Source organism: Mycobacterium sp. NGS69 (assembly GCF_059812165.1).
In genome coordinates this window covers 214,622-236,714 of sequence record NZ_JCALCD010000007.1, presented here as the reverse complement: position 1 = coordinate 236,714, position 22,093 = coordinate 214,622, and the positions used below count along the sequence as shown (strand labels likewise).

Sequence of the window (22,093 nt, the reverse complement as noted above, 5' to 3'; positions counted from 1 at the left end):
TTGACCTAGAGCGTTTGGCTCGGCGCCGAACCGGCAACGGCCACCAGCCGTTCCGCGGGATCGGCGACCGGCACCGTGCGATTTTCGTAGTTGCGGGCGATGAGCGTCTTCTGCCCCGACAATCTGGTGCGCGCCCACTTGCCGATCACCCGGCCGGCGATCCCGGGCTTCATGAGCGCCGACGGCGGCTTGACGAGGTGGACGACGGCGAGGAACTCGCGATAGGCATCCAGATCGTCGTGTATCAGCTCGACCAGCCGGTCCATATACCACGTAAGCGCCCGGAAATAGAACGGCCGCTTCTTGTCCACATCTTTCATCCAGTCGAAACGCAGGTTCTGTTCGCGGATCACGAACCAGGCCGTGTCGGCCATCTTGGCGATCACTCGGTAGTAGCGGCGCGGCAGCTCCGGGTGGCCCGGACCGTACTTCGCCAATAACACCTGCATCTCGCGAACTTCCTTGAGCGCCAGGCTCATACCCAGGCCGGATACCGGGTCGGCGCTGGTGTAGGAATCGCCCACGGCCAGCAACGCCCGCGGCAGGTTGCGCTTCTTCTCGTAGTGCAGGCGGAGCATGTTCGGATAGCGGAAGTTGTAGATCGGCGAGGCCGGCTCCAGCCCGTCGATATTCTCCCCGATGACCGGTGACGGCATCAGGTCGGCGAATTCGCGGAACTCCCGCGCGGTGCGGGGCGGCGAGTAGCAGTTGTACGCCACCAACGACGTGGACAGGATGGTGCGTGAGCTGTCCGTGTAGTACTGCGCCGCGTACGTGTCCTCGAATGGACGGTACGCATAGCAGATCACCATGACCTTGTCCCGCCACTGCCGGTCGGGCGGAACCCGGTGCTGCATCGTCGAATAGAAGCAGTTGATGATGTCCTGCTCTACCTCCGGAGCCCCAATCCCGATGCGCTCCAAGATCTCTGGCACCCGGGTGTTCTTGCCCGACGCGTCGACGACGAACTCGGCGGGCACCACTTCCAGGTCGCCGTCCCCCGCCGCGCCCTTGCTGACGGCGACCCCGACGATGGCGTTGTTCGCGCGGTCGAAGACGAGGTCGACGACCTCCGCCTCGTAGCGGAAGTCGACCCGCGGCTCGTCGTCGAGGCGCCGCCGTACGCACCACTCCAGCAGCGGTCTACCGGCACAGACGATCTCGATGTCGCTGGTGCCGGGCTTCTTCCAGCTTCCGCCCACCCGGATTCGGTATTGGGCCGCCATGTCGACCTTGAACGCGCCCTCGCGCACCATGTCGTCGACGATGCCGGGAAAGAAGCGCTCCAGCTCGATCTGCCCGGCGGTCAGTAGATGGTGCAGATGCCAGCCCTGCGCCGCACCCGGTCTGCCTTCGCGCCGACGATGCGGGTCGTCCTTCTCGAGAACGATGACCCGATCGAAGGTCCCGGTGAGCACCTTGGCCGCGGCGATGCCCGCGATGCTCCCGCCGATCACCACCGCCGTACCGCGACCGCGGCCGCGCACCTCGGCGATGTCGAGGGCCGCGGTGTCGAGCCGATCCGGATTGCGCCGCCGCGCCGCCCCGCTCGGGACGAACTTCTCGTAGTACAACCCGACACGATGAAACCGGTTGGCGTCCAGCCAGGTTCGGGCGGCCTCGACCATCGGCGCCGGACCGCACAGATACACGTCGGCGTCACCGTCGGCCGGCATCGCCCCGTCCAGCAGGTCGGTGACCAGGCCCGTCCGGCCATCCCATCCGGCGTCCGGGTGCGCGACGATGACCTCCACCTCGAGGCCGGCGAGGCGGCGCCCGAGCTCGTGGAGTTCATCGAGCTTGCACAGGTCCTCGGTGGAGGTGACGCCGTAGAGCAGGCGGACGGGCTGAGCGGTGTCGGCGGCCAGGCTCTGGGCCATCGCGAGGATGGCGGACAGGCCCGTGCCGCCGGCCACCAGGATCACCGGCCTGACCACCGGGCGCAGATAGAAGCTGCCTTTGCCGCACCGCAGCGCAATATGGTCGCCCGGCTTCGCGCGGTCGCGCAGGTAATTCGACATCATCCCGTCGGGCAGCAGCCGGATGATGAACTCCAATTCGCCGCCGCCGTCGGCGGGATGGGCGTAGGAGTAGTTGCGCCATGTGGTGGTGCCCGGAACCTGCAACTGGGCGAACTGCCCGGCCTTGTAGGTCAACGGCGCGGCCGTCGGCGAGGAGTGCGTAGCGACATCCACTCGCAGCACGGCGGTGCTCGGCGAAACCAGCTCGACCCCGGTCACCACGCCGTCACAAGTGACGAGCAGCGCCGCGTTGTCGTCGGCCGAATACTGCAGTTCTATGCGGCAATCCGAAGTGGGGAATGTCTGGCAGGTGAGGATCTTGCGGGCCTCGCGCTCCACGTCGGACAGGCCCTCGGTGCGTCCCATCTCGTACCGGCCGGCGGTGCAGGTGGCGACGCACGTGCCGCAGATTCCGCTTTGGCATTCGTTGACGATGGCCACACCGTGTTCTTCGGCGGCATCCAGGACCGTCTGGTCCGGCCGGACCGGCATCGCCTTTCGCGTTCCGTCCGAATAGTCGATGGTGACCTGACAATCCGCCATCGTCAGACGACCGCTGTGACGGGCTTCTTGGCGATGCGTGCATTGAGTCTGGGCATGACTTCCTCGGCCAGCAGGCGCAGCGACTCCTTCCAGGGACCCGGGTTGTCGATGTAGTCGAATCCCAGAACGAGGAGATGGCCGAATCCGCCTACCTGGTCGTAGGTGGCCTCGAGCTTGTCGACCACCGTCTCCACCGAGCCGACCACGAAGGTGTTTTCGGCGAGGTACTCCGGCGTCACGTCGTCGTCGGGCACCGACGGGTTGTGCTTGTAGAACTTGGTCATGCCGAACATGCGGAACGTCGGCAGCACGTATTCGCGCATGGCGCGTCCCATCGTGCCGTCGACGGCGTAACGGAACGCCTGCTCGTCGGTCTCGGCGACGAAAACTTCACGCACCAAACGCCAATCGCGGCGATCCGGGGTCCGACCGCTGCGCTCGGCGCCCTCGAGCACCGCATCCCAGTGGGTCGCAACGTATTCGGTGTTGAGGTCGAGACTCATCGGCAGGTAACCCCGCTCACCCGCGAGCTTGAGGGTCTCGGAGCCCGCGCTGAACCCGGTTACCCCGATCGGAGGATGCGGCTTCTGAAACGGCTTGATGTGGCGCTTCATCAGGCCCTCGAACATCGGCGCGATTCCGTTCGCGTTCCAGTACTTTCCGCGATGTTCCCAGGGCTCGTCCTCGGTCCAGATGCGCAACATGATCTCGAGCGCCTCGCGGGTCATCTCCCGGTGCTCGCCGTTCTTCCCGTCCACGTCGTACAGGGCCCAGTCGCCCGGGATCCCGCTGGCGCCGACGCCCAGCATGAATCGGCCTTGCGCGAGGTGATCGAAGTAGGCCACACGGTGCGCCAATTCGACCGGGTGGTGATACGGCAGCAGATGCGCCCCGGGCGCGAGCTTGATGGACTTCGTGCGCAGCAGCGCCTGCGCCAGCAGCAGGTCGGGCGCGCAGATCGGCTCCCACGGCACGGTGAAGTGTTCGCCGACCCAGGCTTCGACGTAGCCGAGTTGGTCCGCCAGTTCGATGATGTCGAGGTCCCATTGCGTGGCGTCGTAGAGCGTGCGCTCCGGTGGATGGGCCGGCATCAGGAATATTCCGATCTCCATGGTCAACCCTTCCGGTCTTCGCAGTGGCTGCGGGCCTGCCTTAAGTAGGTATACCACAGTACTAGCAAGATACTTCGCTGCGCACAAGAGCCATTTTGCTTGGGAGTTTGTCGCGATCATGTTTTTTACAGCGCGTATTGGCTATGGACATCCGGGCCTGGCGCCGCGTAACCTCGCACAGGTCACCCGCTCAAGCGCGCGGTGAGCAGTAAAAGGAGGCGCCATGAACGTCACCGGACTCCATCCGGTCGATGGCCGGGAGAGTTCCGCGCGGCATTTCGACTTCATCGAGTACGAGACGATCGATGACGGTCGGATCGCGGCAATCACCCTGAATCGCCCGAAACAACGCAACGCGCAGACACGCGGAATGCTGGTGGAGCTGGGTGCCGCCTTCGAACTTGCCGAAGCCGACGACGCGGTCCGGGTGGTCATCCTGCGGGCGGCGGGCCCCGCCTTCTCCGCCGGACACGACCTGGGGTCCGCGGACGACGTCCGCGAGCGCTCGCCGGGCCCGGATCAGCACCCCACGTACCAGTGCAACGGGGGAAGCTACGGGGGCGTCGAATCGCGCAATCGCCAGGAGTGGCACTACTACTTCGAAAACACGAAGAGGTGGCGAAACCTGCGCAAGATCACCATCGCTCAGGTGCACGGCACCGTCCTGTCGGCGGGCTTGATGCTGGCTTGGTGCTGCGACCTGATCGTCGCGAGCGAGGACACCGTGTTCGCCGACGTCGTGGGCACCCGGCTCGGCATGTGCGGGGTCGAGTACTTCGGGCATCCGTGGGAGTTCGGGCCCCGCAAAGCGAAAGAGCTTCTGCTCACCGGCGACTGCATCGGCGCGGACGAAGCGCACGCGCTCGGGATGGTGAGCAAGGTATTCGCCGCCGATCAACTCGGCACCAGCACAATCGAATTCGCCCGCCGGATCGCCAAAGTTCCGACTATGGCCGCGTTGCTCATCAAGGAATCGGTCAACCAAACCGTCGACGCCATGGGTTTCACCACGGCGCTCGACGGCTGCTTCAAGATCCACCAGCTCAATCACGCCCACTGGGGTGAGGTCACCGGCGGGAAACTGTCCTATGGGACGGTCGAATACGGGCTCGACGACTGGCGCGCCGCGCCGGCGATCCTGCCCGCGACCAAACACCAACCGTGAGTCCGGGCGCCCCGCAGTGGACATCACCTACCCGCTCGAAGCGGAAGCGTTCCGCGACCGGATCCGCGCCTTCCTGGCGCAACACCTCCCGGCCGGCTGGGCGGGAGTCGGAGCATTGCCGCCGGAGGAGCGGGACGCGTTCGGGTCGCGGTGGCGCGAAACGCTGGCCGCCCGCGGCCTGATCGCCGTTTCCTGGCCGAAAGAATACGGCGGATGCGGTCTGTCCCCCCTCGAACAGGTAGTGCTCGCGGAGGAGTTCGCCCGGGCCGGCGCTCCCGAGCGGGCCGAAAACGACCTCCTGGGAATCGATTTGCTGGGCAACACGCTGATCGCGCTGGGGTCGGAGGCGCAAAAACGGCATTTCTTGCCACGCATCCTCACCGGTGAGGATCGTTGGTGCCAGGGATTCTCCGAGCCCGAGGCCGGCTCGGATCTGGCGTCGGTGCGAACCAGGGCCGCGCTCGACGGCGACGAGTGGGTGATCAACGGGCAGAAGATCTGGACGTCGGCCGGTCACACCGCCAACTGGATCTTCGTGTTGGCGCGCACGAATCCCGACGCGCCCAAGCACCAGGGTCTGTCCTTGTTGCTGGTGCCGATCGAACAACCCGGCGTCGAAGTACGCCCGATTGTCAACGCGGCCCGACACTCCTCCTTCAGCGAGGTCTTCTTCACCGACGCGCGGTGCGCATCCGGCAATGTCGTGGGCGGGACCGGAAACGGATGGCCGACCGCGATGACGCTGCTGGGGTTCGAACGCGGCTCCCAAGTCACCACCGCCGCCATCGAATTCGGTCGCGACCTTCAGCGACTGTGCGAACTCGCCCGCGAACGCGGACTGAACTCCGATCCGCTCATCCGAGATGGGTTGGCGTGGTGCTTTTCCCGGATACAGATCATGCGGTACCGCGGCTACCGCGGATTGACGCTGTCGCTGAACGGACGACTGCCCGGTGCCGAGGCCGCGATCACCAAAGTCATCTGGAGCGAGTACTTCCGGCGCTATACCGACCTTGCCGCCGAGATCCTGGGACTGGACGCGGTCGGCCCCGAGGGGCCCGGAAACGGCGGTGCGCGCCTGGTGCCGGAAGCGGGCACGCCCAACTCGCCCTCCTGCTGGATGGACGAGCTGCTCTACGCGCGCGCCGCGACCATCTACGCCGGGAGTTCGCAAATCCAGCGGAACGTGATCGGCGAGCAACTCCTCGGGCTGCCGAGGGAACCGCGCCGGGAGGCGGTGCGCTGACGTGGATTTCCGTTACAGCACCGAACAGGACGACTTCCGGGCATCGCTGCGCGGATTGCTTCGCGATCAGCCGCGGCGCCTGCGTGACGTGGCCGCCTCCGGCGGTCACGACGGAAGGCTCTGGCGGCGGCTGTGCGGCGCGATGGAGCTGCCCGCGCTGCACACGCCGCCGGAGTACGGCGGGCTCGGCGCGACCCTGGTCGAAACCGCGATCGCCTTCGGCGAGCTCGGCCGGACGCTGGCTCCCGTCCCCTTCGCGGCCACGACGTTTGCGATCGACGCGATCCTGACATTGGGCGACGAGGAGCAGCGCAAGAGCCTGCTCACCGGTCTGCTCACCGGCGAAAAGATCGGGACGCTCGCGGCCGGTGGCCACAACATCCTCGAGCCGGCGGAGACGACGGTACGGGCCCATCGACTCGACGGTCGTACGGTGCTCAGCGGGGAGTGCGCCCCGGTGCTGCACGGGCAGGCGGCCGGCGTGTTCGTGGTTCCGGCGGTTGCCGACGGTGCCGTCGTGCTGCACGTGGTGACCGCCGACTCCCCCGGGGTCACGGTCGTCCCGCTGCCCTCGTTCGACATCACCCGTCCCGTCGCCAGGCTGCGGCTGACGCAGGCCCCGGCGGAAGCCTTGGCTGGGGGATCCCCCGACGACGTCCAACGGGTCCTGGACGTGGCACGGATGCTGCTGGCCGCCGAGATGCTCGGTGGCGCCGAGGCCTGCCTCGAGCTCTCGGTCGAATACGCCCGCAGCCGAAAGCAATTCGACCGCACGATCGGATCATTCCAGGCGATCAAACACGCCTGCGCCGACATGCTGATCGAAATCGATGCGACTCGCGCGGCGACGATGTTCGCCGCGATGACGGCCACCCACGGTGACGAGCTGCACGTCGCGGCCCCGCTGGCCAAGGCGCAGGCCGCGGACACCTATGTGCTCTGCGCCGGCACCGCCATCCAAATCCACGGCGGCATCGCCTTTACCTGGGAACACGATCTGCACCTGTACTTCCGCCGGGCCAAGACCACCCAAGCGATCTTCGGCAGCACCGCGCGGCACCGGGCGTTGCTCGCCGACCGAGCGGGCCTGTAGGAACCGCAATGCATCCCGTGGCCGGCGGTGGCATCACCCTCAGCGACGTCTTGGCCCGGCACGCGCGCGTTCGGCCCGGCAGCCTCGCGTTCGTCGACCCGCGCCGGCGATGCACCTTCGCCGAACTCGACGAGCGGGTCGACCGCCTGGCGAACGTGCTGTCGGCGAACGGTGTCCGGCACGGTGATCGGGTCGCGGTGGTCGGCCTGAATCGTCTTGAGCTGATCGAAGCCTGGTTTGCCGCACTGCGTCTGGGGGCGGTCGCGGTGCCCGTCAACTTCCGGCTCGCCGCCGACGAGATCGCCTACGTGCTCGCCGACAGCGGTTCGGTTGCGGTGGTCGTCGACCCGCCGTGCGCAGCGGCCGTCGCGAGGGCCCGCGCCAACGCGCCATCGGTCCGGGCCGTCCTCACGATCGGTGGGGGTCTCGAGGACGAAATCGCCGCGGCGTACGGTGCTGCCGCCGGCGTCGCGGTTGCGGACGAGGCGCCCGCGTTCATCATGTACACCTCGGGCACCACCGGCTTTCCGAAGGGCGCGGTCATCACCCACCGCAACCTGTTCGTGCACGCCGTGAGCGTGATCGCCACGCTCGGGCTGCGCGGGGACGACAACTGCTGGCTGGCGCACGCGCCGCTGTTCCACGTCGCCGGTGTGTCGGGGATGTTCCCCACGTTCCTGACCGGCGGCACGGTCGTCGTCCCGCCGTCGGGCGGCTTCGACCCGGAGGCCGCCATGCGAACGGTCGTCGACCAGAAAGTCACCTCCTGCTGGATGACGCCGGCGCAGTGGCAGCTGGTCTGCGCATGGCCGGGTCTCGGCTCGTTGGACCTCAGCCGCCTGCGACGGGTTTGGTGGGGCGCGGCGCCCGCGTCAACCACGTTGCTGCGCAAAATGTTCGACGCATTTCCGGGCGCCGAGGTCGTCGCGGCTTTCGGGCAGACCGAGTGCAGCCCCATCACCTGCCTACTGCGCGGCGAGGACGCCCTTCGCAAGATCGGATCCGTGGGCATCCCGATGCTCAACGTCGAAGTGCGCATCGTCGACGACGAGATGAATGACGTCCCGGGGGGCGAAATCGGCGAGATCGTCTATCTCGGACCGCTGGTGATGAAGGAGTACTGGAACAGGCCCGCCGAGACCGCGGAGGCGTTCCGCGGCGGCTGGTTTCATTCCGGCGACCTGGTCCGGCGGGATGCCGACGGCTACGTCTACGTCGTGGACCGCAAGAAAGACATGATCATTTCGGGCGGCGAGAACATCTACAGCGCCGAGGTGGAGAACGTCGTGGCCGCGCACGTCAAGGTCGCCGAGGTTTCGGTCATCGGCGTCCCCGATCCAAGATGGGGCGAGACGCCGATGGCGGTAATCGTGCCGCGCGACCCCGCGGATCCGCCGACCGACGACGAAATCGAGGCGCACTGCCGCGGGCGCCTCGCCCCGTACAAGCGACCCCGCCGCGTCGTCGTCGTGGATGCGTTGCCGCGCAATGGCAGCGGCAAGGTGCTCAAGACCGATCTGCGCCGCGAGTACGCGCCGTGAACTCCTACGAGGCGGGACCCGTCGACACTCCCCTGCTAGACGAGACGGTCGGGGCCAACTTCGAGCGCACCGCGCTGACGTACCCCGATCTCGACGCGCTCGTCGACGTGACCGGCGGCCGGCGCTGGACCTATGCCGAACTCAACGCCGAGATCGATTGTCTGGCGCGGGCATTGATGGCATCCGGCATCCGGCGCGGGGACAGGGTCGGTATCTGGTCCCCCAATTGCCCGGAGTGGACGATCCTGCAGTACGCCACCGCCAAAATCGGCGCGATCCTGGTTACGGTCAATCCCGCGTATCGAACGCACGAGTTGTCTCATGTGCTGCGCGATTCGGGCGCCCGGATGTTGGTGTCCGCGGCTACCTTCAGGAGCTCCGACTACCGCCACATGGTAGACGAGGTCCGTTGCGAGGTACCCGAATTGGTCGACGCCGTGTTTCTGGGCACGGACGACTGGGAGCGATTGCGGCGGCGCGCCGATCAGGTAACGGGTGACGAATTGCGTCGCCGAATGGGCGCGCTGAGTCCGGTGGACCCGATCAACATCCAGTACACCTCGGGCACAACCGGTTCGCCCAAGGCCGCCACGCTCTCGCACCGCAACATCCTCAACAACGGCTTCTTCGTCACCGAGCTCATCGGGCTCGGGCCCGGGGACCGCTTGTGCATCCCGGTGCCGTTCTACCACTGCTTCGGCATGGTGATGGGCAACCTGGGCTGTACGTCCCACGGCGCGACCATGGTGATACCCGCCCCCGGGTTCGATCCCGCCGCGACGCTGGCGGCGATCGAAACGGAGCGCTGCACCGGGCTCTACGGCGTGCCCACGATGTTCATCGCGATCCTCGGGGACCCCGACATCGCTCGGCGCGACGTGTCGTCGCTACGGACCGGGATCATGGCGGGTGCTTCCTGCCCGGCGGAGGTCATGAAACGCTGCGTCGACGAGCTGAACATGTCACAGGTGTCGATCGCCTACGGCATGACCGAGACCTCGCCGGTGTCCTGCCAGACGCTGATCGACGACGACCTGCGGCGGCGAACCACCACGATCGGCCGCGCACACCCGCACGTCGAGGTGAAGATCGCCGACCCCGACACCGGCGGACTCGTGCGCCGCGGCCGGCCGGGCGAGCTGTGCACTCGCGGCTATTCGGTGATGCTGGGCTATTGGAACGACGACGAGAGGACGCGCGAGGTCATCGACGACGACGGCTGGATGCACACCGGCGATCTGGCGGTGATGCGGGACGACGGGTACTGCGTGATCGTCGGGCGCATCAAGGACATGGTCATCCGCGGCGGGGAGAACCTGTACCCCCGGGAAATCGAGGACTTCCTGCACACCCACCCCGACGTCGACGACGTGCAGGTGATCGGCGTTCCCGACGACACGTTCGGCGAGGAGCTTTGCGCGTGGATCAAGATGCGGCCGGACCGTCCGCCGCTGGACGCGCGCGCGGTGCGCGCATTCAGCGCCGGAAAACTCGCGCATCACAAAATCCCGCGCTATGTCCACATCGTTGACGGATTCCCGATGACGGCCACCGGAAAGGTCCGCAAGGTGGACATGCGGACGCAGTCGGTGCGGTTGCTGGGACTGTAGAAAGTCAGCCGACCGCGGCCAGCGCCGCGTCGTAGTCGGGCTCCTGCGCGATCTCCGGCACCAGCTCGGTGTACGCGACGTTGCCGTCGGCGCCGATCACGACGACGGCGCGCGCGAGCAGCCCGGCCATCGGGCCGTCCACGATGCTGACGCCGTAGTCCTTGCCGAAGTTGTCCCGGAACGCCGATCCCGTCTTGACGTTCTCGATGCCCTCCGCGCCGCAGAATCGCGCCTGCGCGAACGGCAGGTCGTTGGACACGCACAGCACCGAGGCGCCGGTCGCGGCGGCGCGCTCGTTGAAGGTCCTCACGCTGGTCGCGCACACCGGGGTGTCGATGGACGGAAAGATGTTCAGCACCACGGGCTTACCGCTGTACTGGTCGTTGCCGATCGCGCCCAAGTCCGTTCCGACCAAATTGAAGGCCGGGGCCGAAGATCCGACGGCCGGCAGCTCGCCGACGGTGTTGATCGGGTTTCCACGCAAGGTTATCTGTGCCATGCGCACAGTCTGCCAAGCCCGGTGGGGGCGCCTCGGGTCAGGTCGGCATGTCCTAATTCGTGGGATACCTGGCGTAGACGCCATGACCCGGTCTGGCCGAGACTGAATCCATGGCTCGCAGGGTGGTGATCGTCGGCTTTCCGGGCGTTCAGGCGCTCGACGTCGTGGGACCCCACGACGTGTTCACCGGTGCGTCGACGCTGACCGCCGGCGGGTACGCCGTCGAACTGGCGTCGGTGGACGGCCGGCCCGTGACCACCGCCACCGGCCTGGCCTTCCTCACCACCCGGCTGCCCGACCCGAGCGAACCGATCGACACCGTGGTGCTGCCGGGCGGCGGCGGCGTCGACGCGGCGCGATCCGATCCCGAACTGGTGGGATGGATCAAGCGGGTCACCGGCAACGCCCGTCGCGTGGTAACCGTCTGCACCGGTGCCTTCCTCGCCGCCGAGGCGGGGCTGTTGGACGGCCGGCGGGCGACCACGCACTGGGCGTTCGCCGCGCGACTGGCCCGCGAGTTCCCCGCCGTCGACGTCGACCCCGACCCGATCTTCGTCCGTAGCTCGGACACGGTGTGGACGGCCGCGGGCGTCACCGCCGGCATCGACCTCGCGCTCTCGCTGGTCGAGGACGACCACGGCACCGAGGTCGCCCAGACGGTCGCCCGCTGGCTCGTCCTGTATTTGCGCCGCCCCGGCGGGCAGACGCAATTCGCGGCCCCGGTCTGGATGCCGCGCGCCAAGCGCACCTCGGTCCGCCAGGTGCAGGAGGCCATCGACGCCGAACCGGGCGGCCAGCACAGCATCGGCGATCTGGCCCGCCGCGCGGCGATGAGCCCGCGCCATTTCACCCGGGTGTTTACCGACGAGGTCGGCGAGGCGCCCGGGCAATACGTCGAGCGCATCCGCACCGAGGCCGCGCGCCGCCAGTTGGAGGAGACCGACGACACCGTCGTGGCCATCGCCACCCGGTGCGGCTTCGGCACCGCGGAAACGATGCGCCGCAACTTCATTCGGCGCATCGGCATCTCGCCGGATCAGTACCGCAAGGCTTTCGCCTAAATCGAGAGAGGAAAGAACCGATGACGCAAATCGCATTCGTGGCCTATCCCGGATTCACCGCGCTGGACATGATCGGCCCCTACGAGGTGCTGCGCAACCTGCCCGACGCCGAAGTGCGGTTCGTGTGGCACGAATCCGGACCGATCACCGCCGACTCCGGTGTGCTGGTCATCGGCGCCACCCACTCGCTGGCCGAAACCCCTTCCCCCGACATCATTCTGGTGCCGGGCGGCCCGTCGACCCCGGTGCACGCGCGCGACGAGGCGCTGCTGGAGTGGCTGCGCCGCGCGCACCGGACCGCGACCTGGACGACGTCGGTGTGTTCGGGCTCGGTGATCCTCGCGGCCGCCGGCCTGCTCGAGGGTCGGCGCGCGACGTCGCACTGGCTCGCCATTCCCTTGCTGAAGGGCTTCGGCGCCATCCCGGTCACCGACGAGCGGGTGGTGCACGAGCTCGACGTCGTCACCAGCGCGGGCGTGTCCGCCGGACTTGACCTGGCGTTCTGGCTGGCCGGCCAGATCGGCGGCGAAGGCCGCGCGAAGGCGATCCAGCTCGCCATCGAATACGACCCCCAGCCCCCGTTCGATTCCGGTCACATGTCGAAGGCGTCGGCAACCACCAAGGCCGCGGCCACCGCGCTGCTGTCGAAGGACAGCGCCAAGCCGGCCAACCTGAAAGCCACCACCATGCTGGCCTGGGAGCAGGCGCTGGCCGCGGTGCGGTCGCGGCGGCGCAGGCGGGTGACGCCCGCGGCTTCGGTCCCCTCCGGCTAGGCGTCATGCCGCTACCCCTTGACAGGCTTGTTTAGCGACTCCTAAATTTAGGAGATGCTTAACAACGGTCCGCCCGACCCCCTGTTTCTGTACCGCGCTGCGACCGATCGGGCCGGCGCGGTCGTGGACGCGGTCAGGGGCGACCAAATGGGCTGTCCGACACCCTGTTCGGAGTGGTCGGTGCGGCAATTGATCGATCACCTGGTCGGCGGCGCGGAATATCTACTCGCCGCAGCGACGGGTGCGGCGGAAGTCCCGTTCGCCGCGTCAGACAGGAATTACCGGACGTGTGTGGACCGCGTCCTGACCGCCTTGGAATCTCCTGGAGCGATGGAGCGCGTTTGTGTCTCACCGCTCGGCTTCGAGTGGTCGGTGGCCGACGCGGTTGCCGGTACGTTCATGGATGTTCTGATCCACACCTGGGATCTGGCCCGGGCGACGGGGCAGGACGAGCGGCTGGATGCGGACCTGGTGGAAGCGTGCGCCGCAATGTTCCTTCCCGACATGCCAAGACGCGGACGGGAAGCCGGGATTGTCGGTCCGGAGGTGCCGCTCGGCGAGGACGCGTCGGCGCAGGATCGGTTGCTGGCGGCGATGGGCCGCACGGCGTGACGGAGCCGGCTGTCGAGGCCGCGATCAGGGCGCTGGCGCATCCGGGCCGGCGGACAATGTTGCGTTTGGTATGGGATCAGGAGCGCCCCGCATCCGCTCTTGCCGAGGCCGCGGGTCTCTCGAAATCGGCCGCGAGCCAACACCTCAAGATTTTGCGAGACGCGGGACTGATCGACGTCCGCGTCGATGCGACCCGGCGGCTGTATCGTGCCGACCTGGCTCGGGTCGCCGAGGTCGCAGCGCTGCTCGACGACTTCTGGGCCGCGCCGCTGGAACGGCTGCGCGCGGTGGCGGAAAGCGAATCGCCATGAAGTTGGTGGTCCAGCAGTTACTGGTGCGGGCCAGCCCCCAGCGTGTCTTCGAATTGTTCACCGACCCGGTGCAATTCGGGCGATGGATGGCCGAGGATGCGCTGCTGGACGCGTCCCCGGGTGGCGTTGTCCGCTGGACACATCCCAACGGCGACACCGTGTCCGGTCGCTACGTCGAGGTCGATCCGCCGCGCCGGATCGTCTTCACCTACGGCTGGGAGCGGGCCGACGTCGGGATCCCGCCCGGTTCAACCACCGTCGAGATCGACCTCATCGCGCAGCCCGATGGCACAACACTTGTCAAGCTGGTGCACCGCGGTCTCGAGGATGGCGCCGCCGACGCCCACGACGGGGGTTGGGCTCACTACTTCGACCGGCTTCGCCGCACTGCCGAGGGGCAAGACGTCGGCGCCGACCCATGGGCCGACCGGCGGGTGCCAAGTCGCGCGGAGCTACGCCGGTGACCGACAACCTAACCGAGGCTGACTTCTGGGCGGTCGCCGAACCGTTGTTGACCGGCGCCACGGTCACGCGGTCGACCATGATGGGCCTCCCCTGCCTGCGGGTCGGCGGGCGATTCTTCGCTTCTTTCGACCGGCGCAGCACTGCGCTCGTCGTGAAGCTGGCCACGGCCAGGGTCGACCAACTCGTCCAATCCGGCGCGGCCGAGTCCTTCGCGCCGTCCGGTCGTCGCTTTCGCGAATGGGCCTCAATCGGCGCGGACTCCTGGGAAGCCTGGCCGTCGCTGCTCCGCGAGGCGCTGGCATTCGTTGCAGCCCAGCGGGTTTCAGGTGTCGATAAACAGACGCCGGACGGGCGCTCACGCGCGGGCGGTGGCGACAAGGACCTGGGAGGGAACGCCCCAGGACTCGATGACGACGTCCTCTTCGACATTCCAGCTGGCCGAATCGAAGAGGCGTCGCAAATCGATGGGGCGGCATCCGCCAACGAGCCGGGGGGCGACTCGCGAAATTCCGTGCCAGCCGCGCGATATCAGTCGTGAACGGGTCGACCGTCCATTCGTCAGGCTCGTCAGACAGGCCAGTCCGCCGGGGACAAGCAGACGGTGGGCCTCATCGATGACCTGTGCTGCGTAGTCGCGTCGGAGCAAATCGAAGACGTAGGCAGCGATGAACCTGTCGGCCGAGCGGTCAGGCGCGGGCAGCGGCAGGGTTCCGTCGCTGTGAATGACCTTGGCCCGATGGGTGAAGGCGGCGAGGCGGTGGCGGGCGAGTTCGACCATCCGCGAGCTGACGTCCACGCCGAGGTATGCGCACGTTGGCGTGAGGTGGTCGTTGAGCAGCCGCCGGGCCAAACTTCCGGTCCCAGGGCCCAACTCGAAGACCGAGGTCGCGGTCTCGAAACGCGCAGTGGCTATCAGCCGGTCAAGCGCGGATCGTTCGAACGCGTTTTGGGTGTCTTGGAGCCGTCCGATTCTGTCGTAGACTCGCGCTGCGATTTGCGGCGAAAGCCCGCCGCGGTGATGATTCGCTGGCTCCCAGTTCATCAACTCAACCCCGATCGGGTGTTGCGGGTTCACGCGATCGGCTGTGATCGAGCCAGTAATAAGCAGCGAGCTTGATCCGGTCATTTAATAGGAACCATGCCACCGCGTACGCCCACACCAGGCCGGCCCACCGCCACCCGAGTGGGGTCATCGCCACCCCGTAAACGGCGATCAGGGTCGCGATGACTTGCGCTACCGCGACCGCGCCGAGCATCAGCGGTGCGGGTGCGGGCCGCGACCAGAACGGGCCCCGGGTGCGGGTCAGGAAGATGGTCAGCTGGCCGGCGACCGACAGTTTGAGGTAGATCAGGGTGCGGATCATGTCGTGGCTCAGCCCAAATACCTTGTCGGCGAGGAAGAAAAGCACGAAAGTCGCAACGACGCCGATGAGGCCCAGCACGGTGGCGATGGTGAGCACGCTGCGCATGTCCCACTTCACCGGCTTGGGCGATCCGCGCACATGGTCGTAGGCGATGGACAGGATCGCGCCGTCGTTGAGTACCGCTAGAAACACGATCATCGCGGCGGTGACCGGGAAGAAGTTCATCAACACCGCCGCCACGGTGATCAGCAGCAGCACCCGGATGGTTTCTGCGATGCGGTAGGTGGCATAGCTGGTCAGCCGGGCGAAGATTTCACGGGCCTGGCCGATCGCGGCCACGATCACCGACAACCCCGGCGCCATCAACACCACGTCGGCGGCGGCACGGGCCGCGTCGGTGGCTCCGGCCACCGCGATGCCGGCGTCGGCCTGCTTGAGCGCAGGCGCGTCGTTGACACCGTCACCGGTCATCCCGACGATGTGCCCGCGCGCCTGCAACAGCCGCACGATGCGGTATTTGTGTTCGGGAAACACCTGCGCGAACCCGTCGGTGGCCTCCACCCGGGCGCCCAAATCGCCGTCGTCAGCGCCGTCGTCGAGCACAGCGGCGTCGAGTATCTGCTCACCCAGGCCGACCTGGCGGGCGATCTCGCGACCGATGGCGACCTGGTCACCGGTGACCATCTTGACGTCGATGCCGAGGTCTTTCGCAGCGGTGATGGTGGCCGCGGAGTCCTCGCGAGGCGGGTCGGCCAAGGCGAGCACACCCATCAGCCGCCAGGAACCGTCGCCGTCGGTCCTGGCCACACCCAGGGACCGGTGCCCGTGGCCGGCGAACCGTTCGACGACGTCAGCGACCTGGGAGGCCGCGACGTCGTCGCACAATGCGGCGATGACCTGCGGGGCGCCCTTGCTGACCCTAAACGTCTGATCGTCGGCGTCGCGCACGAGCGCTTCGGTTCGTTTGCTTACCGGGTCGAAGGGAATGAATTCCTCCACCTGCACCGGCGGTCGTCGGCCCGCGGCCGCTATCACGGCCAGGTCGATGAGGTCGTTGTCTTCGGCGCGCGAGGCCAATGCGGCGACCGTCAGCAGCTCGTCGTCGGAGGAACCGTGGACGGCCCAGCGGGCGGCCACCGCCAAACGGTTTTGGGTCAGGGTGCCGGTTTTGTCCGAGCACAACAGGTCGATGCCGCCGAGTTCCTCGACCGCGGGCAGGTGGCTGACCACGGCCTGTTGGCGCGCCAGCTGGCGCGCGCCGATGGCCATGGTCACCGACAGCACCGCCGGCAACGCCACCGGGATCGACGCGATCGTGACCACCAGAGCGAACTCGAGGGTCTGCAGCACGGGATTGCCCCGGACCAGCGAGACCGCAACCACCAACGTCACCAACGAAACCGCGATCACGATCAGATAATTGGCAATGCGCAATACCGCGCGCTGAAAATGGCTGACCGTCCCCGCGGTCTCCACCAGCGCGGTGGTCTTTCCCATGTACGAGGCCGCGCCGGTGGTACACACCAGCGCGTCGGCCTCACCGCGCACCAGCACTGAGCCGGAATACAGGCTCTCCCCCAGCGCGCGACTCACAGCCAGCGACTCGCCGGTCAGCGCTGACTGATCCACCTCGAGCGTGACGTCGTCGAGCACCCGCAGATCGGCGGGCACCACATCACCGAGCCGCACTCGCACCACGTCGCCGGGCACCAACTCGCGTGCCGCGACCGTCACCCACGCGCCGTCGCGCAACACCCGCGCCGAGGTAGCCAGCCGCTGCTTGAGCGCGGCGATCGCGTTGGCCGCCTGGTGCTCCTCGGAGAAAGCCACCAGCCCGTTCATCGCCAAGAGCACCCCGATGATCACCGCGTCGGTCCAATGCCGAGCGGCCACCGACAATGCCAGCGCGACCTCGATCATCCACGGGATCGGCGCCCAGAAATAACCCAAGAACTCCAGCACCGGATTGCGGTGGCGCTCAACGATCTCATTGGGCCCGTAGCGTTGCAGCCGCGACCGCGCCTGCGCCGACGTCAATCCCTGCGCCGAGCTGCCCAGTTCACCCAACGCCTGCGGCAGCGGCATGCTCGCCAAATCCTCATTGGTCTGCACGGCGAACTCCTTCGGCTCCGGTACGCCGATTCCACTCTGGTACCAAGCGCGGAAGTTGGCGAGCCGGATCGTCGCCCGATGTGTGAAAGCCGTTCGAGGCCATGCTGATTACCGCCGCTTGATCGCTACGTCGCCGCGACCGTCCTGGCGACGTCGCGATTCACCTCAAACTTCTGCCCGAGGGACGAACCGGACGAAGGGCAGGTTCTCGCCGACGGCGCGGAAGTCCGCGTCCGATCCGTCGACGGAGAATCCGAGCACGCGCGGGAGCACGAACTTGGCCGCCGCGCGATGCCGGGACGCATAGCGGACAAAGACTCGCGCCCCTTCCTCCGTGTCGAGCGGTGTGGCGGTGACGGGTATCGTTCGCGTCCCCACTTGGATGCTGACGTCGGGGTTGCGCAGGATGTTGCGGTACCACGCGGCCCCAGGCCCCCAGCCCGAGGCGACGACATAGTTGTCGCCCTCGCGCTCGGCGACCTCGAGGACGGTCTGGCGGGGCTTGCCCGAGACGCGCCCGGTGTGGTTGAGCAGCAGCAGGCGGCTGCCGAACAGCCACCCGAACCCGAGCCGATAAAGGTGGATCGGCACCCGGAAAAGGAACCGGGTCAGTCCCGTCGGTGACTGAATGTTCTTGACGATCTTCATGATTGGCCACCTCCACGGCGCGCACTACAATAGATAACTGCAATTATTGCATATTGCAATTGTCGTGAGTAGGTGCGTCTCGCGCTACGCGTTGGGCTGCAGGAACTCCGTGGAGGCCAGCTGACCGCCGGCCTGCAGCCACGCCCCCACCACGCCGGGGGCATCGCGGTTGGGGTTGTAGATGTCTTCCTCGCTGGAGAACAGGCCGTTGCCGGCGTACACGAGCCGAGTCCAGTTGGGGAACCAGAACGGCTCGCCGTCCGGGTCGGTCGGGTGGTCGAGCAGGTTCTTGATCATGATGACAACGGCGTCGTTGTCGTCGTCGTAGGCGATCCAGTCGCTGGGAAAGCGCATGTGCGGGAACGGGGCCATCACCGCGACGATCCAGTCGCGCACCGCCTCGCGGCCGTGAAAGACGCCGTAGTGATGCTCGGTGTAGACGACGTCCTCGGTGAAGAGATCGGCGAACGGCCGCCAGTCGCCCGAGGCGCTGCAACCCTCGGCGACTTTCGTGTAGTTGTCGACGGCTCGCTCGATTTCTGCCCTGGTGAATTTGCCCATGTCGGACACACTAGAACGTGTTTTTGTTGAAGGCGACGCTTTGAATGGGGATATGCGATGAGTGTGCTGGACCTGTTTGACTTGCGCGGCAAGAGAGCTCTGGTGACCGGGGGGTCCAGCGGCATCGGCAAGGAGGTGGCGCTTGCCTACGTTCAGGCCGGGGCCGAAGTGGCAATCGCGGCAAGGCATTCCGACGTCTTGACCGAGGTCGCCCAAGAGCTCACCGCGGGGGGCGGCCGGGTCGTGCCCATCGGTTGCGACGTGACGCGGCCCGAGCAGGTCGACGCGATGCTGGACCGGGCGACCGCGGAGTTGGGCGGCCTCGACATAGCTGTCTGCAACGCCGGAATCGTCTCCGACACCCCGATGCTCGAGATGCCGCCGGAAGAATTCCAGCGCATCCAGGACACCAATGTGACCGGCGTCTTCCTCACCGCCCAGGCGGCGGCCCGGGCGATGGTGCGGCAAGGGCAGGGCGGGTCCATCATCACCACCGCGTCGATGTCGGGCCACATCATCAACATCCCGCAGCGGGTGGGCCACTACTGCGCCTCCAAGGCGGCGGTCATTCACCTGACCAAGGCCATGGCCGTCGAGTTCGCGCCGCACAAGATCCGGGTCAACAGCGTCAGCCCGGGCTACATCCTCACCGAGCTTGTCGAACCGCTCGCGCACTATCACGCGCAGTGGGAACCGAAAATACCGCTGGGCCGCTTGGGCCGGCCCGAAGAACTCGCCGGCCTGTACCTGTACCTGGCCAGCGAGGCGTCCAGCTACATGACCGGTTCGGACGTCGTGATCGACGGCGGCTACTGCTGCCCCTGAGGCGGGCTCAACCGACGGCGAACGGGCGACCGAACCGGGTCCGCACACCGGGCGAAAACAGTGGGCGCAGGCGCTCGCCGGCGGGGCGCACCCCGCTCGCGCCGAGCAGGTCGTCGCTGAGCTCGACGATCTCGGCGCGGCGAAACGGCCACGGCTCGTGCTCGTTCGGCACCCACCAGGTCCGGCCGGCCTTGCGGGTATGCGCGCCCCAGCGGGCGGTCAGCCACACCTCCAGCGGCGTCGGCTCGACCGCCTCCCCGACGGCGACCGTCAGCCGGCTGCGCAGGCCGCGCCGCGGCCGGCGGCGCACGCTGTCGTAGGTGATCTGCTCGCCACGCCGCGTCACCCGCATCCGCGACCAGACGTAGGGCACGCCGAGCGCCATCCGGATTACCGGCACGACGGCCAGGCGGGACGTTTCCAGCGACCGGAACAAAACGCCGTGCCGCCCGGCGTCGTCGATCGAGTACAGCCGGACGTTAGTTTCTGCGAAGCCGCCGAAATACGGCAACGGGAACGCGGTGCCGATCTTGGTGCTGGTCAACACGAACGGGATCAGCCCGACGTAGGTCATCCCGTCGGCGAACACGTCCGGCCTGGTTCCGGGCGGGTAGAAGCGTTCGACGCTCCCGGGGCGCACCGGCCAATGGACGAACGTCAGGTCGTCCCAGCGCTGCTCGAACGTGACGGGGCCGGGCAACGGGGGCGGCGCGATCGGGTACCCGACGAGACCTGATTGCGCGTCCGGCAGGTCCGGTATGGCGGCCATTCGATCATCGTTGCATGGGTTCGCCGACAGCAATGCCCGAATCGGCGACGACGGGTCCGCCGACCAATTTTCTGGAAACATTTTGTCATTTGCGGCCTAAAGTGTCCATTACGCGGCCGACTTCATATGGCCGGTCGCCCAAATGGGTAATGGAGCGCAAATGAAGATCACCACGTTGATAACGACCGCAGTGGCGATCGTTGGGATGGCGACGATCGCTTTCATCAGTGCACCGATTGCGAAGTCGGCCTACCCCGTCACCGGCAAACTCGGTAGCGAATTGACGATGACCGACTCCGTGGGTCAGGTGCAGCTCGGCTGGACGGTCGGCGACCTAAAATCCAGCACCGACACCATTCCGAGCTATCCGGTGGCGGGCCAGCTCTGGGAAGCCACCGCGACCGTCAAGGCGATCAGCGGCCCGGTCACCCCCGCCATTTCGCAGTTCAATGCGCGGACCGCCAGCGGCGTTAACTACCGGGTCCTGTGGCAAGCCGCCGGTCCGAATACCATCAGCGGAGCGACTATCCCGCAGGGCGCACAAGCGACCGGCAAAATCTATTTCGACGTCACGGGCCCGTCGCCGACCATAGTCGCGATGAACAATGGCATGGAAGATCTGCTGGTCTGGGGTCCGTAATAGATTAGACCGGCGGCCTACGAGCCGCTGATAATCCACTGTCGGGCTTGCTCGACCTGCCCGGCGGGGAAATGCCGGATCTCGGCCGAGACGAAGTGTGAGCCGAGGTGCTCGGCAACGTCCGCGACGTGCGAGTCGGTGACGACCGCGACCTTCTTGATGTGCTTTTGGTGATCCCGCACGAAGCGGAAGTGGGTGACCATCGCCCCGAAACTGTTCCAGCCCGGGAACGACGGCGCGCTGATGATGAGACCGGAAAGGTCGCCGTTGGCCTCGATCTGGGGGTCGACGGCCTGGGCGAGCTCGACGAAGTCGTCCTTGTCGAGCGCGGATTCCGGGTGCACCAGCAGGATGTTGTGCTCGCTGTCCAACTCGTGATCGATCATGCAGTCATGATCGCCTCGGCGGCGCGCATCGATAAGAGCAGAAAGTCATCCCTCCAGCTGACCGGAGATCCCGCGCTCGATGCTGGCCCGCGTCGTGGACGGCAAGACGAGGAGACCGTCGAGCTCTTTGCCGGCCAGGTCGAACGCCTTCTGGCGTTCCTGCGGCGACGCGGCGGGGTCCGACGCCACCCGTAACAGGCTCTGGGCGCGCGCGATCCGCTGCTGGGCTTCCCGGGAGAAGTCGCTGCGGCGTTTGCGGATCGCCTCGGCCTCGGCGACGTTGAACGCGGTCACGTAGTCCTCGACCGCGGTTTGATACTGCGTCGCCGCCTCCCGGTCATCCAGGAGGTCTTCGGCTTTGACGGGGCGTAAGAAGTCCGCCCGCAGCTTGGCTTTGTGGAAGCCGACCGTGAGCGGGTCGCGCATGTCGGTCATCAGCGGGAAGTCGAGGAGCTTGGCGACGTCGAGTTCGTACTCGAGCCATCGGGCGTCGGTGCGGCCGTGCTCCTCAATGATGCGTCGTAGCGAACGCCATTGCGCCGCTTGGTTATTGACGATGCGGTCGGCCGGCATGCTCGCGGCCTCGGCCGGTCGATCGAGTTCGTGGCGCTGTTCGGCGCGGCGCCTGTTGGCGCCGAACGCCCGCACCGCCGCGATGACCATGCCCGTCAGCGGCAGGATCACGATCAGGAGCTCGGCCAGGCGGATTAGCAAACCCACACCGCCAGGATGCCAG

At 67.0% G+C, this 22,093-nt stretch carries 22 protein-coding genes and 1 pseudogene; 13 read left to right on the top strand and 10 right to left on the bottom strand.

Annotated features, from left to right (window positions below):
* Window positions 1–5 precede the first annotated feature (5 nt).
* Window positions 6–2,564, bottom strand: a complete 2,559-nt coding sequence (locus tag AC5Y2S_RS21610; RefSeq protein ID WP_499958259.1) for a 2Fe-2S iron-sulfur cluster-binding protein — start codon at window positions 2,562–2,564, stop codon at window positions 6–8.
* 2 nt (window positions 2,565–2,566) lie between these two features.
* Window positions 2,567–3,676: an LLM class flavin-dependent oxidoreductase gene (locus tag AC5Y2S_RS21605; RefSeq protein WP_499880528.1), complete on the bottom strand. Its 1,110-nt coding sequence runs from the start codon at window positions 3,674–3,676 to the stop codon at window positions 2,567–2,569.
* A 223-nt stretch (window positions 3,677–3,899) separates the two neighbouring features.
* On the opposite strand from AC5Y2S_RS21605, the gene AC5Y2S_RS21600 reads away from it, so the two are divergent.
* Genes AC5Y2S_RS21600 through AC5Y2S_RS21580 form a run of 5 tightly spaced genes read left to right on the top strand, consistent with a single transcriptional unit; the run spans window position 3,900 to window position 10,331 of the window.
* Window positions 3,900–4,841, top strand: a complete 942-nt coding sequence (locus AC5Y2S_RS21600; protein ID WP_499958258.1) for an enoyl-CoA hydratase — start codon at window positions 3,900–3,902, stop codon at window positions 4,839–4,841.
* A gap of 16 nt (window positions 4,842–4,857) precedes the next feature.
* Window positions 4,858–6,087, top strand: a complete 1,230-nt coding sequence (locus AC5Y2S_RS21595; protein WP_499958257.1) for an acyl-CoA dehydrogenase family protein — start codon at window positions 4,858–4,860, stop codon at window positions 6,085–6,087.
* A 1-nt stretch (window position 6,088) separates the two neighbouring features.
* Window positions 6,089–7,180 (top strand): acyl-CoA dehydrogenase family protein, encoded by a 1,092-nt coding sequence (locus tag AC5Y2S_RS21590; RefSeq protein WP_499958256.1) that lies wholly within the window; start codon window positions 6,089–6,091, stop codon window positions 7,178–7,180.
* An 8-nt stretch (window positions 7,181–7,188) separates the two neighbouring features.
* Complete coding sequence (locus tag AC5Y2S_RS21585; protein WP_499958255.1) at window positions 7,189–8,721, top strand: long-chain-fatty-acid--CoA ligase; 1,533 nt, start codon at window positions 7,189–7,191, stop codon at window positions 8,719–8,721.
* The gene (locus AC5Y2S_RS21580; protein ID WP_499958254.1) at window positions 8,718–10,331 is read left to right on the top strand and encodes an AMP-binding protein; all 1,614 of its coding nucleotides are present in this window, start codon (window positions 8,718–8,720) and stop codon (window positions 10,329–10,331) included. The genes AC5Y2S_RS21585 and AC5Y2S_RS21580 overlap by 4 nt, the downstream gene beginning before the upstream one ends.
* A gap of 4 nt (window positions 10,332–10,335) precedes the next feature.
* On the opposite strand, the gene tpx is transcribed toward AC5Y2S_RS21580, so the two are convergent.
* A complete protein-coding gene (gene tpx, locus AC5Y2S_RS21575) occupies window positions 10,336–10,830 on the bottom strand; it encodes a thiol peroxidase (RefSeq protein ID WP_499906010.1) in 495 nt (164 codons plus the stop codon).
* Between the two features lie 110 nt (window positions 10,831–10,940).
* Between tpx and AC5Y2S_RS21570 the strand changes: the two genes are divergently transcribed.
* Genes AC5Y2S_RS21570 through AC5Y2S_RS21545 form a run of 6 tightly spaced genes read left to right on the top strand, consistent with a single transcriptional unit; the run spans window position 10,941 to window position 14,590 of the window.
* On the top strand, window positions 10,941–11,891 hold the full coding sequence (locus AC5Y2S_RS21570; protein WP_499958253.1) for a GlxA family transcriptional regulator: 951 nt from the start codon (window positions 10,941–10,943) through the stop codon (window positions 11,889–11,891).
* Between the two features lie 20 nt (window positions 11,892–11,911).
* A complete protein-coding gene (locus AC5Y2S_RS21565) occupies window positions 11,912–12,664 on the top strand; it encodes a DJ-1/PfpI family protein (protein ID WP_499958252.1) in 753 nt (250 codons plus the stop codon).
* Window positions 12,665–12,718: 54 nt separating this feature from the next.
* Window positions 12,719–13,276, top strand: coding sequence for a TIGR03086 family metal-binding protein (locus AC5Y2S_RS21560; RefSeq protein WP_499958250.1), 558 nt, complete (start codon window positions 12,719–12,721; stop codon window positions 13,274–13,276).
* Window positions 13,273–13,587, top strand: a complete 315-nt coding sequence (locus tag AC5Y2S_RS21555; protein WP_499958249.1) for an ArsR/SmtB family transcription factor — start codon at window positions 13,273–13,275, stop codon at window positions 13,585–13,587. The genes AC5Y2S_RS21560 and AC5Y2S_RS21555 overlap by 4 nt, the downstream gene beginning before the upstream one ends.
* Entirely contained in the window at window positions 13,584–14,051 is a 468-nt protein-coding gene (locus AC5Y2S_RS21550; protein ID WP_499958248.1) for an SRPBCC family protein, read from the top strand. Before AC5Y2S_RS21555 ends, AC5Y2S_RS21550 begins: the two co-directional genes overlap by 4 nt.
* Window positions 14,048–14,590, top strand: a complete 543-nt coding sequence (locus tag AC5Y2S_RS21545; RefSeq protein WP_499958536.1) for a hypothetical protein — start codon at window positions 14,048–14,050, stop codon at window positions 14,588–14,590. Before AC5Y2S_RS21550 ends, AC5Y2S_RS21545 begins: the two co-directional genes overlap by 4 nt.
* 33 nt (window positions 14,591–14,623) lie before the next feature.
* On the opposite strand, the pseudogene AC5Y2S_RS21540 reads toward AC5Y2S_RS21545, so the two are convergent.
* The 4 genes and pseudogenes from AC5Y2S_RS21540 to AC5Y2S_RS21525 form a co-directional block, all read right to left on the bottom strand.
* Window positions 14,624–15,094 (bottom strand): annotated as a pseudogene (locus tag AC5Y2S_RS21540) (class I SAM-dependent methyltransferase); the annotation flags it as partial.
* 4 nt (window positions 15,095–15,098) lie between these two features.
* Window positions 15,099–17,501, bottom strand: a complete 2,403-nt coding sequence (locus AC5Y2S_RS21535; RefSeq protein WP_499958513.1) for a plasma-membrane proton-efflux P-type ATPase — start codon at window positions 17,499–17,501, stop codon at window positions 15,099–15,101.
* A gap of 192 nt (window positions 17,502–17,693) precedes the next feature.
* A complete protein-coding gene (locus AC5Y2S_RS21530; protein ID WP_499958247.1) occupies window positions 17,694–18,176 on the bottom strand; it encodes a nitroreductase family deazaflavin-dependent oxidoreductase in 483 nt (160 codons plus the stop codon).
* A gap of 84 nt (window positions 18,177–18,260) precedes the next feature.
* Window positions 18,261–18,737 (bottom strand): nuclear transport factor 2 family protein, encoded by a 477-nt coding sequence (locus AC5Y2S_RS21525; protein WP_499958246.1) that lies wholly within the window; start codon window positions 18,735–18,737, stop codon window positions 18,261–18,263.
* 57 nt (window positions 18,738–18,794) lie between these two features.
* Between AC5Y2S_RS21525 and AC5Y2S_RS21520 the strand changes: the two genes are divergently transcribed.
* Window positions 18,795–19,562, top strand: coding sequence for an SDR family oxidoreductase (locus AC5Y2S_RS21520; RefSeq protein ID WP_499958245.1), 768 nt, complete (start codon window positions 18,795–18,797; stop codon window positions 19,560–19,562).
* Window positions 19,563–19,569: 7 nt separating this feature from the next.
* Here AC5Y2S_RS21520 and AC5Y2S_RS21515 read toward each other — a convergent pair whose 3' ends face one another.
* Window positions 19,570–20,331 (bottom strand): YqjF family protein, encoded by a 762-nt coding sequence (locus AC5Y2S_RS21515; protein ID WP_499958244.1) that lies wholly within the window; start codon window positions 20,329–20,331, stop codon window positions 19,570–19,572.
* Window positions 20,332–20,491: 160 nt separating this feature from the next.
* Between AC5Y2S_RS21515 and AC5Y2S_RS21510 the strand changes: the two genes are divergently transcribed.
* Window positions 20,492–20,971, top strand: a complete 480-nt coding sequence (locus AC5Y2S_RS21510; RefSeq protein ID WP_499958243.1) for an MPT63 family protein — start codon at window positions 20,492–20,494, stop codon at window positions 20,969–20,971.
* 17 nt (window positions 20,972–20,988) lie between these two features.
* On the opposite strand, the gene AC5Y2S_RS21505 is transcribed toward AC5Y2S_RS21510, so the two are convergent.
* Complete coding sequence (locus AC5Y2S_RS21505) at window positions 20,989–21,357, bottom strand: SpoIIAA family protein (protein WP_499958242.1); 369 nt, start codon at window positions 21,355–21,357, stop codon at window positions 20,989–20,991.
* Window positions 21,358–21,402: 45 nt separating this feature from the next.
* A complete protein-coding gene (locus AC5Y2S_RS21500; protein ID WP_499958241.1) occupies window positions 21,403–22,077 on the bottom strand; it encodes a hypothetical protein in 675 nt (224 codons plus the stop codon).
* Window positions 22,078–22,093 lie beyond the last annotated feature (16 nt).

Excerpts from the sequence above, each read along its gene's own strand:
- AC5Y2S_RS21605 (WP_499880528.1), bottom strand. The coding sequence starts at position 3,676 with ATGGAGATCGGAATATTCCTGATGCCGGCCCATCCACCGGAGCGCACG.
- AC5Y2S_RS21510 (WP_499958243.1), top strand. The coding sequence starts at position 20,492 with ATGAAGATCACCACGTTGATAACGACCGCAGTGGCGATCGTTGGGATG.
- AC5Y2S_RS21515 (WP_499958244.1), bottom strand. The coding sequence starts at position 20,331 with ATGGCCGCCATACCGGACCTGCCGGACGCGCAATCAGGTCTCGTCGGG.
- AC5Y2S_RS21570 (WP_499958253.1), top strand. The coding sequence starts at position 10,941 with ATGGCTCGCAGGGTGGTGATCGTCGGCTTTCCGGGCGTTCAGGCGCTC.
- AC5Y2S_RS21505 (WP_499958242.1), bottom strand. The coding sequence starts at position 21,357 with ATGATCGATCACGAGTTGGACAGCGAGCACAACATCCTGCTGGTGCAC.
- AC5Y2S_RS21530 (WP_499958247.1), bottom strand. The coding sequence starts at position 18,176 with ATGAAGATCGTCAAGAACATTCAGTCACCGACGGGACTGACCCGGTTC.
- AC5Y2S_RS21550 (WP_499958248.1), top strand. The coding sequence starts at position 13,584 with ATGAAGTTGGTGGTCCAGCAGTTACTGGTGCGGGCCAGCCCCCAGCGT.
- AC5Y2S_RS21600 (WP_499958258.1), top strand. The coding sequence starts at position 3,900 with ATGAACGTCACCGGACTCCATCCGGTCGATGGCCGGGAGAGTTCCGCG.
- AC5Y2S_RS21560 (WP_499958250.1), top strand. The coding sequence starts at position 12,719 with ATGCTTAACAACGGTCCGCCCGACCCCCTGTTTCTGTACCGCGCTGCG.
- AC5Y2S_RS21520 (WP_499958245.1), top strand. The coding sequence starts at position 18,795 with ATGAGTGTGCTGGACCTGTTTGACTTGCGCGGCAAGAGAGCTCTGGTG.
- tpx (WP_499906010.1), bottom strand. The coding sequence starts at position 10,830 with ATGGCACAGATAACCTTGCGTGGAAACCCGATCAACACCGTCGGCGAG.
- AC5Y2S_RS21525 (WP_499958246.1), bottom strand. The coding sequence starts at position 18,737 with ATGGGCAAATTCACCAGGGCAGAAATCGAGCGAGCCGTCGACAACTAC.
- AC5Y2S_RS21585 (WP_499958255.1), top strand. The coding sequence starts at position 7,189 with ATGCATCCCGTGGCCGGCGGTGGCATCACCCTCAGCGACGTCTTGGCC.
- AC5Y2S_RS21565 (WP_499958252.1), top strand. The coding sequence starts at position 11,912 with ATGACGCAAATCGCATTCGTGGCCTATCCCGGATTCACCGCGCTGGAC.
- AC5Y2S_RS21610 (WP_499958259.1), bottom strand. The coding sequence starts at position 2,564 with ATGGCGGATTGTCAGGTCACCATCGACTATTCGGACGGAACGCGAAAG.
- AC5Y2S_RS21535 (WP_499958513.1), bottom strand. The coding sequence starts at position 17,501 with ATGCCGCTGCCGCAGGCGTTGGGTGAACTGGGCAGCTCGGCGCAGGGA.